This is a genomic window from Vibrio lentus (genome assembly GCF_002875945.1).
Lineage (GTDB): Bacteria > Pseudomonadota > Gammaproteobacteria > Enterobacterales > Vibrionaceae > Vibrio > Vibrio apostichopi.
The window spans coordinates 205,312-224,677 of sequence record NZ_MCZK01000144.1; the positions used below are offsets into that span (position 1 = coordinate 205,312).

The 19,366-nt window shown below is 44.2% G+C and carries 4 protein-coding genes and 1 pseudogene; 2 read left to right on the forward strand and 3 right to left on the reverse strand.

Going from position 1 to position 19,366, the window contains the following annotated elements; genetic code table 11:
• Window positions 1–129: 129 nt before the first annotated feature.
• The 3 genes from rtxA to BCT49_RS17035 are packed head-to-tail and all read right to left on the reverse strand — an operon-like array spanning window position 130 to window position 16,280.
• Window positions 130–15,426 carry an MARTX multifunctional-autoprocessing repeats-in-toxin holotoxin RtxA gene (gene rtxA, locus BCT49_RS17025; protein WP_102436861.1) on the reverse strand — a complete coding sequence of 5,099 codons (15,297 nt, stop codon included), beginning with the start codon at window positions 15,424–15,426 and terminating at the stop codon, window positions 130–132.
• A gap of 21 nt (window positions 15,427–15,447) precedes the next feature.
• On the reverse strand, window positions 15,448–15,909 hold the full coding sequence (gene rtxC / locus BCT49_RS17030) for an RTX toxin-activating lysine-acyltransferase RtxC (protein WP_102436863.1): 462 nt from the start codon (window positions 15,907–15,909) through the stop codon (window positions 15,448–15,450).
• Between the two features lie 26 nt (window positions 15,910–15,935).
• On the reverse strand, window positions 15,936–16,280 hold the full coding sequence (locus tag BCT49_RS17035; protein WP_004732223.1) for a hypothetical protein: 345 nt from the start codon (window positions 16,278–16,280) through the stop codon (window positions 15,936–15,938).
• 356 nt (window positions 16,281–16,636) lie between these two features.
• On the opposite strand from BCT49_RS17035, the gene BCT49_RS17040 reads away from it, so the two are divergent.
• On the forward strand, window positions 16,637–18,742 hold the full coding sequence (locus BCT49_RS17040; protein ID WP_102436865.1) for a peptidase domain-containing ABC transporter: 2,106 nt from the start codon (window positions 16,637–16,639) through the stop codon (window positions 18,740–18,742).
• A pseudogene (locus BCT49_RS17045) lies at window positions 18,739–19,347 on the forward strand (HlyD family type I secretion periplasmic adaptor subunit); the annotation flags it as partial. The gene BCT49_RS17040 and the pseudogene BCT49_RS17045, both read left to right, overlap by 4 nt.
• Window positions 19,348–19,366: the final 19 nt, after the last annotated feature.

The following is a 19,366-nucleotide window of genomic DNA, read 5'->3' on the forward strand; positions in this document are numbered from 1 at the left end:
ACGCCTTTGACTACCAAATAGCACATACAAAAAAGCTCCAATATCACTATTGGAGCTTTTTGTTTATCTCATCTTCCGCAGTTAACAAGAAGACGGCCTATATCATTATCAAATAATATAGTTTATTAGCTAAGCAAATGCTTTTTTTCCGTGAGAAGTATCAGACCATGCCATTGTAATTGCAGCACGAGATTTACTATTAAGGTTATCAATGAAACCATTATCACCCGCTTGAGGCGAAAATCCACTCATGGCTTGAACCAACGCATCAATCGAGGTATCAGATAACGTGGTGTACTCTCGTTCACCTCCTGAATCCTTATCCCCCATATCAACAACGACTTCTGCACGGTTACCATTGAAGTAATCATTGAAAGTTACAGAACCAATGTGTTCAAACTTGGCTTGGTCACTTTCACTTTCACTTTCAGGATCGCGCAGTATCGACAATTTAAGATCATAGCCACTGCGTTCTAACCACAATTTCTGCCAATCAATCCCATTGAAAACAATGTTGTCTTCGCTGCGAATGTCTTCAACGAGGTTGTCAATGACGTCACCACTTACAACAAAGCTATCTACGCCAGTGCCGCCCTTGAAGGTATTTTGGAATCCACCAAGTACCATCACATCACTTCCTTCGCCACCATTGAACTGGCTGAACTTAGAAAGCGCAGCAGCAATTAGGTGATCATCACCTTCGCCACCGTTGAGCACCGCGTTATAACCCATTAACTTAACAACATCATTGCCGCCACTAGCATTGATACGGTTGTAATTGCCAAAGACATTGGCGAAGTCATTACCAGCCCCCAACTCAACTTGGTTATTATTACCAATCGTAACTGAGTAGTCTTGATCGTCGCCTGTATCAACACGGTTATAGTTACCAGATGTGACGACATAATCACGGCCAGTTCCAGTGTCAATCTCGCCACCTTCACCAAAGACAAACGACTCATCATCACCTGCACCCAAGAACACGTGATTGATTCGTCCAGCAACGACGGCAGTATCATTGCCTTCGCCACCGAACATCATATTTTCACGTCCCATTAGCACACCCATATCATTGCCTTCACCGCCGGTAAAGATATTAGATGTTCCTGTTGCATAGTAGACATCATCACCTCGACCACCCCAGAAGTTATTGTTATCTCCTAGATACGCGCCGAGGTCTTTACCATCCCCCCCCCAATTGAAGTTGTAATTACCTAAAGAAACGTTGATGTCTCCATCGCCTTGCAAATGACCGCTATTACGAAGGAAATCAAAGGTTTTCTCCTTCATATTCAGTAGATCAGCCGTCAGGTTTTCTTTTAAGTTTTCCACCAGCGACTTCATTTCTGTTTGCTTATTTTCACTGAAAATAGTCGCAAACAAATTAGGTAGATTTAGCGAATTAAAACCAAATGCACGATCTTCTTTAGCGGAGCTATCTGCCGTTATTACATCGCCGTTATCCTGAGCTCCAGCGACGTTAGTGCCATTAACAGAAACGGATGAATCATCTTCTTCCTCTTTCGGTGCTTTTTCTTTCAAGCCGTGTGTTTCTGCGAACGTCTTAATGCCGTCAGCACCCATATTGACACCCGACTCTAGGTTGTCTAACAACTTAGCTGGGTCAACGAAGGCTTGTAATTGATCGCCACTAAACTCACCAACAACTTCCAGCATTTCTTTTAGGATTGCGACACCATCTACTGATTCGCCAGTACGAGACACAATATGCCCTGCTGCTGTGTAATCCACACCGAAAATATCACCTAACGTCGTCTCTGCGCCTACACCGGCGAGTTGGCCTAGAAGCTTATTTTTTAACTGACGGGGAAGATCTTCGAGGCTGTAAGTAAACGTTGTTTTAGCTTGCCCCGTTGTGGAAAATTGTTGAGTCATAAGACCAAACAACGAACCCAAATTGGTATCAAGAATCGACTGGATATTATCACCGAACATAAAGTTCCAGTTACCCGTCGTCACTTGAATATCAGCACCTTGGCCACCAACAGCAAAGTTAAACGCTAGCTTCTCATTCGCTTGACGGAACTTATCTGCACGGCTCATTTTACTTGAATCAGAGTTATCACTTCCGCCTAACCACTGGTTGTATTGCTTGTTTAACGTCGCTTCAGCGTCATTCTTCAAGCCGCGGCTACTGCGTTCATTTTGAGAATCCAAGTCAACCAAGCTTGTGTAATCAACACTGCTACTCTGATCTAAGCCAGACATGTCTTTAACAAACTTTTTAGCCCCAGATAATGTCCACTGCTGCTCTTGAGCGGCTAACCAATCTTGACCTTCACCTGAACTCGCTATGCTTTTTAACACACCAGAGATTCGAGAGGCGCCGTCAAACGGATTAACCAGAGGAGGCGTAGGAATTGATTTATCCATCATCACAATAAGATCGTTGCTTTGCCCTAAATTGAAGCTCACATTACGATTACCGATGAACATCTGTGCGCCTTCTAGAGCTTGATATCCACCAATATCAAAGCTGTGTTTACTTTCCCCATCACCAACATGAACCATCACATTGTTGTCACCAAAAGCTAGAGATTTAAAGCCACCTGTACCTACTTTAATACCTACGTTCGAAGTGCCCCAGTTAACTGCAGTAAACTCACCATCACCGACATTAACTTGGATATTGCCAGAATAGCTGAGCTTGCTCTTACTGCTACCAGATGATGAGGACTCTGTATCATTCTTGCGTTTTTCTGGTGCATTGAACACATCACTGTTTTCAGCAATTGCGCCGCGAGCTAGAGCATCAACGTCGCTAGTGCCCACTCGAGAAAGATCGATGTCTCCTTCTGCGATACCATTTCTGATACGCTCATGTTTTTCTGTCACTTTGCCTTGTTCATCCCAGCTAAGTGTCACTTTGTTGCTTTTCTCTTTTTGTACCCAATGACCATTTTCGTCACGGGTATGTTTACGACCATTCGAGTCAACAGCAACTTCTGAGCTACGGACAGAAACATTGCTGCGGATATCGTTGTCACCCATCGATTGAATAAGAAGTCTTCCGAAGCCATTTTGTTTGTCATCACTGATTAACGAACAACCGACGACACTAATATGATCAGGGTTAGTCTTCACATTTTCAGCTTCACTAAACGCTTGATTGAACGCTGCTAGTTTCACGGCTAACTCATCTGCGCTGTAACCGCTTAGATGAGTATTATTGTTTTCAGATTCATCACGACCATGACCAACTAGTTGCCAACGTAATTGTCCAGTTGACTTGTCTTTAGGTAACTTAGACGGATCACCGTAAACCACACGATAATTACCGTCTGAGTCTAGCTGAACAACCACGGTACTATCTGGATGTTTACCTGCTAAATTTTCAGCCGCTTTGGAAACCGAAGAATCATTCTCCATTTGGATAATGATTTGACCATCAAAGCGCGTTTCACCACCGTCAGATTGAGGGGATACTATGAGGCGTTCCCAACTGTTAACGTCTTTGTTTTTAACCGTGTCATCCGAGCCACTCAAGCTTGATCGGAAATCAATCTTAGGTTTGTTCGCCACATCATCATAGACAGTGCGTAAAGTCTTATCATCTTGTTCGATGACAAACTGATCCGAGGCACTCACTTTAAGTGCAGGCAACCCTAAACGATGGGTAATACCTGGAACAAAGCTTTCGATGCCTTTATGTGACTGCAAGTGCGCTTTCCCGTAGATAGCGACAAACTTTTCGCCGTCAGGAAGAGCTTGCAATGCATCGACGGCAACGTTGTTCGCAGCACCAGCACGGTACATCAAGCCATGCTCTGTCCCCGAAACTGTAGGTCGCGCTGTACTATTTGCATCTAGAGCAAGAATACGCATCCCGTTAGCACGGGCGTTTTCAAACAACGTAATATCTAAATGCTTAGTTTTGATCATTGCACTTAACTCACTAGACATAATGCCTGTGGACAAATAGTTGTCGAGCAGTGGTTGGGCGAGGTCGGACCGGAGATGCTCTAAGCCGATGACAGTCACACCTTGCTTTTTGAGCGCGTCCATTTGTTCATTAACAAAGCGCAGACCATTCACATCGCTTCCATGAACTTCCCCAATTAGGAGGCCTTTGCGCTCGTTAAGAAGTACTGACAATTGTTCTTCAACACCGCCGTTCGCACCCGCAAGCTTGTCGCTTAACTCATCATAACCAGCACCAGAATAACGGCGATCCCAGTTGTCGACGTCGGTCTCATGACTGCTGCGATATATACCCTCAATTTGGTCCATACGATCTGTCTCAAGCTGAGATATATAGCTTTGATCAGCGAATTTTTTCAGCAATATCATTTCAGCGGAGTCACTGGTCATTGGGTCAGACTTTTTAGCGGCTTCTTTCAAGAAGTAGAAAGCCATTTGTACCGACTCAACCCCCGTCAGATCCTGAAGCTCCTGATAGCTATAGCCAAGGTGAACGGTTTTTGTTGCCTCATCCAAAACAGCTTTACTAAGCAAGTCAGCGGACTGCGATTTTTCTAACCATTGTTTAAAGTCAGAATACTGTTCCCCAAGCTCGATGTGATACTTCGCGTCAAAGCCCAAGTCACTCGGAGTTTCTCCTGCATAACCTTGTTTTGGCGATAAGTATGGGTCTTCATTAGCCCAGCGCACCATCATATCCGTTAGGCCAGCATGCTCGCCATTTGCTTCTTCCATAGCAACAACATAAATACGAGCGGCCAAGTCGGTTCGCGTCTGCGCGATAGCATCAATGTTCTCTTGGGTTACTTTCATCTTGCCACTGAACAGCGCCGTGTTTACTTGCTCTTTCAATGTCGTCAATGCAAGGTTACGTCCAGAGGTTGGATGTTCAGCCAAATAATTATTGATTTGCTTGTTCAGTTCAAAACTCGCCCCCACCTGACCTCGACCAGTAGAACTATGCACTAATTCAACTTGATCCAAGATAGCTTGATAAGAAGCACCAATCGGTTTAGCAAAGACTTTCCCGCCATCTTTCAACTCTTGCTTCGTCATGATGGTAGACAAATCAACGACTAATTTTGTCTTGTTTCCTAACGACTCAAGGTCCGTTACTTTTACTTCTGTTGACTTCTTAATTGGTGTTGCGTCAAAGACAGGTAAATCAAGAATTCCCTGCAATGTCGTCTTGTCACCTAATGTAGGCTTGTAAGTAGCTAACGTATTGCCGTCCATTACCACAACACGGTTGAAAATAGCTTCTCCAACATCATTTTTTGGTAGTCTGTAACGTTGAGCCATATTTAAATCAGACTTACCAAAGAAGCGAGTCAAGTAAGTACTAAACTTGTCTTTTGATGAGAACTCTACAACACCTGCATTCGGGTCATAGAAACCGTAAACACGATTTTCTCCATCACCTTTTGCCCAAGCAGCCATTGCATGACCAGGAGCATCTAGTTCTAATAAGACAGGCTTGTTGTCAACTGAAACGTCTGTGATCTTTTCAATTACACCCGTAACCGTTAGAGCTTTCTTACCCTCAAGCTTCTCTTGCCATACTTTCATAGAAGTATCATGCATTGGGTTTTTAGCATGGATCGCTGCAAGGCTATCCATTAGCTTACTGGCGTTTGCCCTCTCCGTTTCCGAATAAAGCGTAGGGTTACTTAAGACTGCAGCTGTTGAATACATCTTTTCTAACAGCTTTCTCGCCACGCCAACTTGACCATCGCTTTCTAGCTGTTTAGCGACAAGTATCAGCTTAGATAGCGGGTCACAACGGCCACCAAATCCATCGTTTGATAAATTCAATAACAACAATTGAGGAGCAAGTTGTTCACTGGCTTTAACGTCAGTGACTCCTGAAGACGCCACGTCACGGAATAAGCGATTATGCTTCTCCGATTTAGCTTGGAATGTTGCCTTCAAACCTCGGCTTTCGACTTCCCAAGCAAGCGCACCTTTCTGTTCTGCACTCCAATTACCTTTGACCAATAGGTCCACTAACTGCTTGATATTCATATCAGGTCTAAAACCTTCCACAATATCTTTCGCATGGTCAGTTTTGTAACCATTCAAGAAATCTTTGGTAGTGCGAATGTCTTTTGATTTACCTGGCACCGTTGTGTCTGGTTTTAGTGCTTCACCGTAGCGAGAAAGGTCGTTTTTGATGCCTTTTAGTACTTCACTTGCATCGGCTGATACGCGGTCTGCGTCAAACAAACCAGATACGATTTGCTCAGCGTATTGGCTCATCAAGCGATTACTCGCCTCGTGGCCATAGAAGGTTTGCTCACCGGTCACATTAAAGCCAGATACCGCTAGCTTGGCACGAAGCTTCTCACCTTCGCCGCCTAAACCTTCATTATCAGTTAACAGCATGATCGGCGTATCTTTCGGTAAACCTTTCAAGTTTTTCTCTACGGAAAATTGGCCATTGACCGCTTTAGACAGAGCTCCAACAATTCCTGCCGGATTCGCCACTTCATGCGCAGTGATCGCTTTGGTCATGCTTGGCATTGGTCTATCCAATAACAAGCCAGAGACAGCTTGACCATTTTGAGCAGCGAAACGCGCGAGATCAGCCGCAATCGGACCGCCCATAGAGTACCCGTGAATAATAATGTTACTTGGGTCTATACCCTTATCATTCACGAGATACTTGAACATAGTACGGGCATCTTGATAGAGACCTTTTTCACTCGGCCCACCGTCGCTTTCGCCATAACCACGCATGTTAACAGCCAACATATCAATATTTTGCTTGTGATAATGACTGCGAATTGCGCTCGCTTGTTCTTCTGAGGATGAACCAGAACCGTGTAGGAACAGCACTACTTTACCGTTCCCTACACTCTCTTCGCCTTCAGATGCTTTAGCCCCCTTATGGAAGTATCCTGACAAACGTCCAGCTTCACCTTTCAGAGTCACTTTTTGAGACTCGCCTTTTTCGACAGCAAGCCCTAGCAATGTTTGGGTGATATCACCAACCTTACGACGAGCATCTTTAGTTCCGAACAACTCATTGTTTAGGAAACGAGTTAACGGACTAACAGACTCTTTGTCGCGCGGTGGTGTACCATCATTTTCAATCGCTACGTTTTCTTTGTGCTTCTCATTGCCTGATAAGACATCACTAACTTCCGGTTTACTGATTGGCGTTGCATCAAACACAGGCAAATCAAGGATTCCCTGCATAGTCGTCTTATCACCAATTGTCGGCTTATAACTCGCTAACGTGTCGCCATCCATCACCACCACGCGGTTGAAGATCGCTTCACCTGCGTCGTTTTTACCCAGCTTGTAGCTTTGAGCCATGTTCAGATCGGACTTACCGAAGAAACGCTTTAGGTAAGCACCAAATTTCTCTGCTGAAGAGAACTCAACAATGCCAGCATTTGGATCATAGAAGCCGTAAACACGGTCGTCACCTGAGCCTTTTGCCCAAGCCGCCATCGCATGCTCCGGAGCATCAAGTTCCAACAACACAGGTTTACCGTTAGCCGATACATCGGTGATCTTTTCAACCACACCGTTTACAGTAAGCGCTTGCTTCCCTTCCAGCTTTTCCTGCCATACTTTAATCGACGTATCATGCATTGGATTCTTCGCATGGATAGCTGCCAAGCTGCTGAGCAACTTGCTTGCATTGGCTTTTTCACTGTCTGAGTAAAGCGTTGGATTGCTAAGCACCGCGGCCGCAGAATACATCTTCTCCAGCAGTTGTCTTGCAACGCCGGCTTGACCATCGTTTTCTAGCTGTTTGGCGACCAGAACAAGTTTAGAAAGTGGATCACAACGTCCACCAAAACCGTCGTTCGATAGGTTCATCAGCATTAACTGTGGTGCAAGTTGCTCGGTGGCTTTCGCATCCACCACTCCAGCAGAGGCAATCTCACGGAACAGTCGGTTGTACTTCTCAGACTTGTTCTGAAACGTCACTTTTAGCGCACGACTTTCGATTTCCCAAGCAAGCGCACCTTTTTGCTCTGCACTCCAGCTACCCTTAACAAACAGATCCACCAGTTGCTTGATGCTCATGTCTGAGTTGAAGCCGTCAACGATATCCTTCGCATGGTCGTTTTTGTAGCCATTTAGGAAATCTTTGGTAGTACGAATGTCTTTCGATTTTCCTGGCACGCTAGTATCCGGTTTCAGCGCGTCGCCATAGCGTTTAAAGTCTTCCTGTAGTCCTTTAAGCACTTCGCCCGTATCAACCTTCGCTTGTGTTGACGTGCTCGTCTCATTGCTTTCGATATAAGGCGCGGTGATTTTTGTCCATTTATCAGCATGCTGCGTCATTAACCATTCGGCTTTGTGATTCGCAGAAGCACTGGATTTAGGCTTTTTAACTGGTGGTTGGCCTTTGCTTGCGCGATACTCCTGATACCAAGTATCGAAATCATCACTACCACTAACCAAAGCGTTCACTTCAGCAATAATGGCTTTACGGCTTGCAGAATCAAAATGATCGAGTGCCTTCACATCAACTTTTGCCGTGGATTCTGTTTTAGGCACAAATTCACTTAACACGTTCGGCACGCTTCGAAACTCAAACAAGATAGCGGGTTCTGGCTGCTGCACATTTCCTGTCGTAGCGTTGTTGATGCCATGTCCTGCCACTTCGCCGCCATACTGGAAGTATTCAAATACACTCTTAGCAAGGCTTTCTGAATATGAACCTTTCAGCTTACCAATGATTTGTTGTCTCACGTATCGTGAATCATCTGCACTAAGAAGTTCCAGCATTTTGACAGGCTTAGTTCTTGGCAAAATCTCCCAAGCATTTTTTACTTTCGGATCGGTTAACCCTTGAGCGTTTGGAGAGAAACCCTCCGATACAGGATCCCAATCATTGATGTAGATACCGTACTCTTTGGCCAGATCTGCAGTTTTTGAATAGATCGATGTAAGATAGGCAAACACGTTTTGTGCAGCCGTCGGATCATCTAGTTTGTGCTCATTAGAGTTGACTAAAAACTCATCTCTAAGTCCCGACTGGTACCAAGGTGCCGACTCTAGAAGCCTTACTTCCAATGACGAGCTTGAACCAAATTCTTTCGCACTAATACCCATCGTGGCTTGTTGTCCACTAGGGGTCATCCCTATTGTCTGCCCTTGAGCTTCAATTGCAGTGCCGTTACCAGCCGCGATGAGATGCTTCGAATTCGAGATAACCAGCGTAAAGTGTCCATCATCACTCACCAATTGAGGTAAGCTTTGGTGGTTTGACTGGTTGATATGGCCTGTAAACTCTTTCGCTAACCAAAGCATTGCTTCTTTACGACTTTCAACCGCCGTCGTATCACTGGTTTCACTAGGATACGTAACCAATTCAATTGTGTGCGTCTGCCAGTTGTTCACGCCATTGATATCCGCAATACGAGCTGGGTTGCTATAACCGCCTTGATTCATATCTTTGGTTAACATGAACAATGGGTTACCTTGTGAATCATGCACATACCCAAACGTCTGTGCTGAATTCTTAGGTAAAACAACAACTAGACCAGATAGTTCGTTTTCTATACCAATTGATGTCGAGGAAAAATGACCCTGAAACCCAGGAACACTTTTTGAACTATGTTGACCCGTTGCTTGATTTCCTTGTCCACCACTTAACTCTTCTAAGTCCACGCCTGAAATACGGATCTCTTTTCGAGCCACATCCTGAGAGTACGTAGTTGGCAGCACAATGCTATCTGCATTGCTCTCAGTGAACAGAGAAGTGACTGAGCTTCCGGTATTTTTAGTACGAATGCCTGCGTTAATTTGCAGACGGTTCACTGCGTTTGTCGCACCTTCCAGCGCTTCTTGCTCTTGTTCGCTCAATCCTTCACTGAATCGACCGTCGGCACTCTGTGGATTTACCGTATCGACATCGCTACTGGTTGTCTTTTCACTCGGAATAGAGTGACTTTCATTAGATAAGCCGCTGCCAGAGGCACCTTGACGATCAGGGCGGTCATTTTCGTTTTGCTTAGAACCTTTCGCGTCCGCTTGTGCTTGATTCGCTTTATTTTCAGCATTTCTGGCATCACTATTACCACGTTCTTCAGCGTCTCTAGCTGAATTATTGGCATTCGATTCAGCTTGTTTAGCTTCATTGGTTTTCGTGGTCGCTTCTGCTTTACGTGCATCAGCATCGGCTTTAGCGTCCGCAATATCTTGCTCTGCACTAGCACGATTATCTTCGCCTTTCGCAACGCCTGCTTCTGATTTAGCCACCGAATCGTTGACGTTCTTTTGGTTGTCTTTATGAGCCTGTTTCGCATCGGCGATCTGCTCGCCAGACACATCTTTGGCATTATCTAATTGGGTTTGTACATCCTTTAGAAGACCACCAGCAAAACGATCGCGCCAATGATCACCAGACACTCCCGTATACTCAGCTTTGTTGTCAAGTACATCAAGGCCTTGAGCCATTGCCGTTAGATCTTTAGTTACCGCTTCAGACTCTTCGTTCACAGCGTCGCGCTGCGCTTGACCATTACTCTCTAATGCTTCTTGATCGGTTGATTCTAATTGAGCCTGAGAACCTGATACAGCTTCAAGTTGTTTCTGCTTTTCTTGCTCTAAACGCTGGCGATCGGCTTCCGCTCGTTCTTTGTCAGACATCGCATTTTTTGCAGCTTGATTTTGTTCCGCATTATCGGCAACAGCATTAGCTTGGTGTGACGTTTCAGATTTCGCCACCACATTATCTAAAACATAGCCCAACCCATCATTATGGCCTGTGCCTTTGAATTCTATTCGGTTGCTGCCAGAATTTGCAGTCAACTTAAGTGTTTTTTGTTGCCAAGCTGCTTCATCGCCAGAGGTTGAGAATACAACATCACCGTTCCAGAGAACCTCTATGCCTTCGTTGCTTGAAATGCCTGCACGCTTTGCAAAATCAAAGCTAACCGCAATGACTTCACCTTCCGCTAAATCCGTTAAATTTTGAGAAAGACTTGTATTAGTATAAGTATCTAGCTCTGTTACACGTGAGCCATGGCCTTCGCCACTTACGCCATAAGCGCTACTTGAATATGATGCTTCTACGCCATGAGTAGATTCCCAACCGTCGCCACCTTGTTCAAAATCGCCATTAACGATTAGGTTAGGTGCTTGCGCTTGATCTGAAGACTCTTCGATGTTGAGTTCATTTTCCATGCTGCTGAGATCAGGTGTTTCAACGTTAGTCACGCTTCCACTTAGCCCGTCTCCTAGATCGGAACCTACTTCTTCGATTTCATCCAGAGCGAAACCATCAAGTTCCGTAATTTCAGGCGTTGAAATAGCACCTCGCCCTTTCTGAATTCCTGATGACGAAGCTTCATCACCTTGAACTAGGTAATTAATCGCTTGGCTGCCACCTACTCCAAGAAGAGTTTGTTTAATATTATCAAACAGTGCGGAAAGCTTATTGCTGCTAGTGTTACTTGACGCGACGGCTAGGCTATAGAAATCACCGTTACCCACTTTGATAGCAACGTTATTTCTGGCATAAGAAGCGTTAATCCCTAAGCCATCACCTACGTGAATGTTCACGTTTGCTTTGCCTTTCATCACCGCAACATTGAGACCGTCACCCACTTTGGTGTTGACGTTATATTTGCCCCATGCAACGTTAACTGAAATACCGTCACCAATTTTGGTGTTGATATTCGCATCACCATAGGCCGCCGTTACACTCAGGCCATTACCCACAGTTGTCGTAATGTTAGCTTTACCTTTCGCCGCCGTGACCTGCATACCATCACCGACTTTAGTGACAATATTGCCTTTGCTCCAAAGTGCGTTGAAGCTATCTCCGTCACCCACTTGAGTAATGATGTTCGCTTCACCTTTCGCTAAAACAACATTACGGCCATCACCCACTTTCGTAATGATATTCGCTTTGCCCCAAGCTCCCGTGTAATCATCGCCATTACCGACGTGAGTAATGACATTCGCCTTACCTTGAACCACAGAAACTTCTTGACCATCACCTACTTTGGTAATGATGTTCGCTTCACCTTTGGCGAAGTTGTATCGATCACCGTCACCGACGTGAGTGAAGATATTTGCTTGTCCCCAGGCCACGTTAACGCCTAATCCATCGCCCACTTTTGTGATGATGTTAGCTTTGCCTTTCGCCAAACCAATAGTCGTACCATCACCCACATGGGTCATGACATTGCCCACTTTTGATATCAGTAAACCAACGGTGGTTCCTTCGCCAACTTTGGTTAAGATATTACCTTTACCCGCCAACACAGCTGCGGTTGTTGCATCACCAACATGGGTCACTACGTTTGCTTTCGCAGCGGCGACAACACCCATGAAGTCATCACCGACTTTCGTTATGATATTCGCTTCACCAAGGGCTAGTACGCCAGTAAGACCATCTCCTACGTGAGTCATAATGTTTGCTTTACCAAACATCGCGGCTAAGGTTGTTCCATTACCCACTTTCGTCATCACGTTTAGTTCGCCAGCAAATAAACCTAAGCTTGTGCCATCACCAACGTGAGTATAGATATTCGCTTTACCGATCATTAATGCAGCAGTTAGGTCATTACCCACTTTAGTCATGATATTGGCTTGGCCAAGCATTGCAGCAAACGTGCTGCCATTACCCACCTGAGTGAATATATTTGCGTTACCTACCATCGCGGCTATCGAAGTACCATTGCCCACTTTGGTTGCGATATTGCCTTTCGCCACCATTAATGCGACTGTTGTACCATCACCAATATGCGTAAAGACATTGGCTTCCGCGACCATAAGCGCTAATGCATCACCATGACCAACCTTGGTAAATACATTGCCTAGGCCCCCCATTAGCGCCCACGCGTTGCCTTCACCAACGTGAGTGAAGATATTGCCTACGCCGATCATAGCTGCTATTGAAGTGCCGTCGCCTACTTTGGTGAAGATATTACCCGCAGCACCCATTACGCCAATTGTTTGGCCATCGCCGACATGAGTCAGTACGTTACCAATACCCAACATAATGCCAGTGGTATCACCATCGCCCACCTTGGTTAGAATGTTCGCCCCACCAACCATGACGCCAGTTGTCGTGCCATCACCAACATGTGTAAGTACGTTAGCGCCTCCTCCCATAACGGCAAGCGCATTGCCATTGCCTTTTTTGGTTAGGATGTTTGCACCACCAAGTGCGACTGCGGTCGTATTTGAGGCCGTATCATCACCGCTAATATGAGTAATGATATTGGCACCACCAAGCATACCTGCCGTGAGATCACCGTCACCCACTTTAGTCATGACATTCGCGCCACCGACAAGTACAGAAGCAATGTCACCCTTACCAACCTGTGTCATGACATTAAAGCCACCGACCGCTAACCACAACCCGTTGCCAGAACCAATTTGGGTATGCGTGTTGTAGCCGCCTAGCATAGTCAAACGACTATTACCGTTACCTTTCTGAACTGAAATATTGCCATAAGCAAGTAAGTGAGCTAAGTATTCGCCATCACCAATACGAACCAATACATTGACCGCACCGCCTGCATAGACATCCATTTTGCCTTGCTTGCTCTGATGGACTAATACGTTAGCCAAGCCAGCACCACGGAAAGTGAGATCGCCTTCATCGCCACTTTTAACAATAACGTTAGCCGCGCCACCACCAATAAATTCAGTATCACCAAACTTAGAGCTGTGAAGGATAACGTTGGCAATCCCTCCACCATTAAAATGAACATCACCGCGGGTAACATTGGACTTGATGACGTTACCACCACCAACACCATTAAAACGCACATCTCCTGAGCTTTCACCGGTATCTGTAGCAGGTTTAATCAATGCTTGTTCATTGTACTCGTCAATATCTGCGACCGTTTCGCTAGTACTTCTTACCGCATTTACACTGTACTGAAGATCACTCAGCGAATACCCACCTCGACCCATTGAGTGATATCCATTTGCTGACGAAATATCCTCATTGGCCAAATTTCCGGTGTAATTACCTTCTTTGTACCAAGAGCGGGCCTGGTACTTTAACTCGCCAGTTTCTGAATCATTTGCTAATTCAACCACCACAATTTTTGTATAAGGGCCAAGCACTTTCGCATATACATACGTGTTTGATTTACGATTTGACTTAACACCTTTAACATCAACTGTTGTGCCATTTGTAGAAATAGCATGGCCACCCATTTTTGCATCGGCCAAAACAACATCTTCAGCATCGATTAAGGCACCGTTTGCGTATGTAACCCATTCATATTCAGTCAGGTCTTTCTCAACAGCATGAACTGTTACTGACTGTTGATGTTCCACCGTGAGATCAGATAGTGTATACGCGCCATTAATGTTGACAGCATTGAATCCTCCCTGAGAAGAGATATCTAGATCTGATAGGTTATCAAGGTGATTACCCGCTTTATACCAAGCGGTAGAGTAGTACTCTAACAAGCCAGTTTGAGGATCGTTACGAAGCTGAACTTTGTTAATTTTTGTATAAGTATCGTCTGCGAATGCAAACAGGTAAGTATTAGGTTCACGAGATGAGCTGATGCCCGTCACTTGATGATTTTGACCAACCCAAGAGCCGCTCATGACAGCCTTAGTAAGCACGATTTCATCGGCATTGGCATTGGCTAACCCTTCGCCTTTGAAATCGTTACCAGACCCTTTACGGGTAATCTTGTTGTAAGCCCCGCCTCCAGAGAAATTAATATCGCCGTGTGCCACATCAGAATAGATACTGTTGTATCCACCAACGCCTTCAAAGCGAATGTTGCCACGTGTTTCCACATAGACATCATCCGATTGTCGCGTACGTTCAATGCGGTTTGATGCGCCCGCACCCTGCAATGTTATATCACCGACTTTACCTTTTCGAACGAGATGGTTATCGGCACCAGCACCACGGAAAGTGATATTACCCGTTTCTACTCGTGAGCTAATACTGTTGGCAGCACCAACACCATCAAACGTCACGTTACCGCTAGAGCCCTGGTATTTATTGAACCAAGTTCGGTCAAGTTTGTTTCCGGCCCCAGCTCCAGTAAAGGATAAATTACCTTGATTTGTTTCATGCCAAAGGCTGTTATAGCCACCAGCTCCACCAAACGTCACATTACCACTTAGGCCTTTACGGGTTATCCCATTATATGCAGCAACACCGCCATAATTTACGTCACCGCGATTACCTAGATGATCAATAGAAACTCCGCCAGCAGCGCCAGCGAATGAAACGTTCCCATCGCCACTTTTGTTAATGTCCGCATACCCGGCAGCACCTTTTACATTTAGGTTGCCAACAGAGTCTTCTACTCTTAGATATGCCGCACCACCTACTACCGTATCATTTCCGCTACCCGTATAAACCGTCGCCCCAATTGAACCGACAGTGACGTGATCATCACCTCCACGAGCATGTATTTCGCCGCCAAAACCGATAGCAACAATGTTGTTGTTACCTTCATCGGCGGAATAGTTCCCTGTAAAGAAGTATTCAACACTTCTCCAAAATGGTTTTCCCATAAAAAAAACTCTAAATTTGGGTTAAATAGAAAACCACTGTACTTTTCTGATACAGCGATCATTTTGAACATCGACCTTGCCGCGGACAGTGCAAACTTTCTGCCCCTTCCACGGAAGGAATACACGGCGTCGAAGGTCATTTACGACCTCTCGACCATGCCCGAATGGCGCTATCATCTCTGGAATATAAATATGCTGACCGGACCGCCAGTCAGATAAAGAGATTTCTCGATCCCCTGATAGCAGTGCATCTCGACTCTGCTCAGACAAAAACGCCCAATTACAAAATGCAATTGGGCGACCTTGTTCATCTTCGTAATAGCAAAACTGGTTTAGCTCAAACGCCGGCATAATGCGCTGCTGCCATTCAGCAACAACGTATCTGCTGTGGAGAGGCGAATGCTGACTTAACAACATCACCCCACCAATTAAATTTTTAATTTGAGCTAATGTAAGATTTGCTGATTGATGTGTAATAGACATATGCTCTATATCACCGAATACAGCTATTATTTAGCTTTAGAAGCTCTCTTCTTTGGCGCAGGTTTTTCTTCTGTCTGCACTTCTTCAGTCTGCTCAACATTAGGCTCGTCTGAAGGTAAAAAACCTGCTGCAACTAACTTGTCAAATTCTGCCGACATACGAGGATCTTCGAGCATATTTTTAACCATTGAGACCATATACATAAAACCAGAAGCTGGCATATGAACGACTTGTTTAAGTTCGAGGTCACCATCATTTTCAGCCATTACGCCGCTAGCCATATTGTTTTGATCTTGACCTACGAAATAAAGAGAGAAAACACCTTTATTGTAATTAACACTAGATACTGTTTGAACAAACTTTTCTGTCATAAATTAAACCTGATTAATTATACACAACGGCTCGATTAGCCTTAAAACAACTATTATTAAAATAGACAAAAACACCAAATAATGATTAATGATATTTTATAAATTAATTTTACACTCCAAAAAAACTTGAATCAACTTACTTTTATTTTTGTTTTAGAGTATATATTCTATTAATTTAACAACTAAAACCGCCCATTATCACAATAAAAAAAATAAACAATGCACTTTCTTAGAGGAATATTGCATGTTTTTTTTTGTTGTGGTTATTAGAAATATAAATTTGAAGAGTTACTTACGTGCTGATACTATGCCGCCCTTTTTTAAACACCATAAAAATCAGCAACGAAGCTTAAATAATGACACAAAATGAAGTTCTAACCCTGAAATGTATAAACCTCTACTTAAGTATTTTAGGCGTAAAAGAAGACATAACGAATATAAAAAACACAACTAAAGAATCAAACAACTTCAACGATGAATTAAAGAAAATACAAACAAACAACAAAGTTAATGTTGTAATTAAACGTTCAAAAACAAAAAAAATTAACAATATAACAACACCTGTTATTCTATTTGATGCTCAAGGCTTACCATTTATTTTAGCTAAAGCTAATAAAGAATCTTGTTTAATACAAAACCCTAATAAAGAATCTCCTGAAGTTATTCCCTATGATAAAATAAACTCGATATGGAACAAAAGTTGGCTTGAAATAAAACAACCTCAATCACGTTTTGATATCACCTGGTTCATTCCTGAGTTTTTGCAACACAAAAGAATACTCGGGGAAATTTTTTTGTTTTCTTTTGTATTGCAAATACTCGCCTTAATCTCACCGCTATTTTTTCAAGTTGTGATGGATAAAGTGCTTGTACATCAAGCTTGGTCAACCCTTGATGTGCTTGTTATAGGGCTTGTGATCACTGGTATTGTAGAGGTTATACTTCGTGGCTTGCGCGAATATCAATATGCACACACAGCCAATAGAATTGACATTCAATTAGGGCTTAAGTTGGTAAAACACTTGTTTGGCCTTCCTCTAATGTTCTTCAAAACACGCCAAGTAGGAGCCATCGTAACTCGCGTGCGTGAGCTTGATACAGTACGAGAATTCTTAACAGGCTCGATGTTTACTTTAACGGTCGAGTTCTTGTTCATGTTTGTCTTTCTCTACGTAATGAGTTTACTTTCACCTCCCCTCACATGGCTATTTATTGCAACCATCCCTCTTTATGTATTTCTCGCTTGGTGGCTAACACCTCGAATGCAAACTGCGGTAGAAGAGCAATTTACGCACGCCGCTGCAAATACCTCTTTTCTCACAGAGACAGTGGCTGGCAGCGAAACTCTAAAAAGCTTAGCCGTAGAGCCTCGTTTTGTTCGCCGTTGGGACGATCAAACGGAAAAAATGGTCTCTACTGGGTACGTGGTTCAGCAACTCAACAACCGATCCAACCATGTCGTTCAACTCATCCAAAAAGTAACAAGTGTAGGAGTTCTGTGGTTAGGGGCAACAGAAGTACTGTCATTGGAAATGACTATCGGCCAACTGATCGCTTTTAATATGATGACAAACCATATAGCCCAACCTTTATCACGCATGGTTGAGTTATGGGGGCAATTTATTCAAACGCGCGTGGCACTAGAAAAATTGGGAGACATGCTCAATTTACCTGTGGAGCAACACACAGGGAACGATACGATTGCATTACAAGGCGCGATTTCATTCAAAAACATCCTATTTCGTTACCAACCAGATATCCCACCGACCCTTAAAAACTTGTCCCTAGATATCCAAGCAGGTGAAACATTAGGCGTTGTGGGAACATCAGGTTCAGGGAAAAGTACTCTAGCTCGATTACTGCTACGACTCTACAGCCCTGAAAAAGGGTTAATAACGGTTGATAACACACCACTGAATCAAATTAGCATCCAGCAACTGCGCCAACAAATCGGCATAGTTCTGCAAGAAAACTACCTATTTAACAACAGTGTTTGTGAAAATATTGCCCAATCGAAACCTGAAGCTAGCCTAGAAGAGGTTATCGAAGCGGCGAAACTTTCTGGAGCTCACGAATTTATCATGAAGCTCCCAATCGGCTATGACACGATCTTAGCCGAAGGTGGGCAGTCCCTTTCTGGCGGGCAGAGACAACGCCTGGCGATTGCGCGAACTCTACTTTCAGACCCCAAAATTATGATCCTGGATGAAGCCACGAGTGCACTAGATGACGAATCACAAGCGTTGATTCAATCCAATATGGCAAATATCGCGAAGGGTCGTACGGTCATCACTATCGCTCACCGGTTATCCACCGTACGAGATTGCGACCGAATTATCGTTCTACACCAAGGTAATATCGTCGAGCAAGGTAGCCACCAGCAGTTAATCACATTGGGCAAACAGTACAAACAATTGTGGCAACTTCAGCAAGAGCTCAAGCAAGAGGATTCAAACGCATGAAAAGTGTCATCAAGCGATTCTTGGCCAAATTTCAAATAAACCAAGCGACTGAGAAGCATTACGAGTTTTTGCCTGCGCACCTCGCCCTATCACAACGCCCTCCTTCACCATTTGCTCGAATAACGGCCATCACTCTCAGCTTGGGAGTCATTGCTGTATTAATTTGGGCGTATTGGGGGAAATTAGATATACAAGCGACAGCTACCGGGCGTTTCGTTGTATCTGGCCGATCACAAGTGATTCAATCTTATGAACAAAGCCGAGTTCTCTCTATTCACGTCAAAGATGGGCAACGAGTGACAGAAGGTGCGCCGCTTCTTACTCTTGATACCTTAGGCATCAATCAAGACATTACCCGTTTAATCACTCAGTCTGAATTTCAGACTAACGACCTAATTCGATACCAATCTTTAAATAGTGGCCTACCACTATCTAAGAACCTATTATTTTCAGCCTTACCACTCGAACAACAAGCGTTGATCAATGAAAACTTCTTGAGTGAGAAACGTGAATATGAGTCGACCCTTGCAAGTATCAAAGCAGAAATGCAGGTCAACAAAACATCACAAGCGGCTCGTCAAAGTGACATCAACGCATTAATCCAGTGGCTCTTCTCCGCTTAGA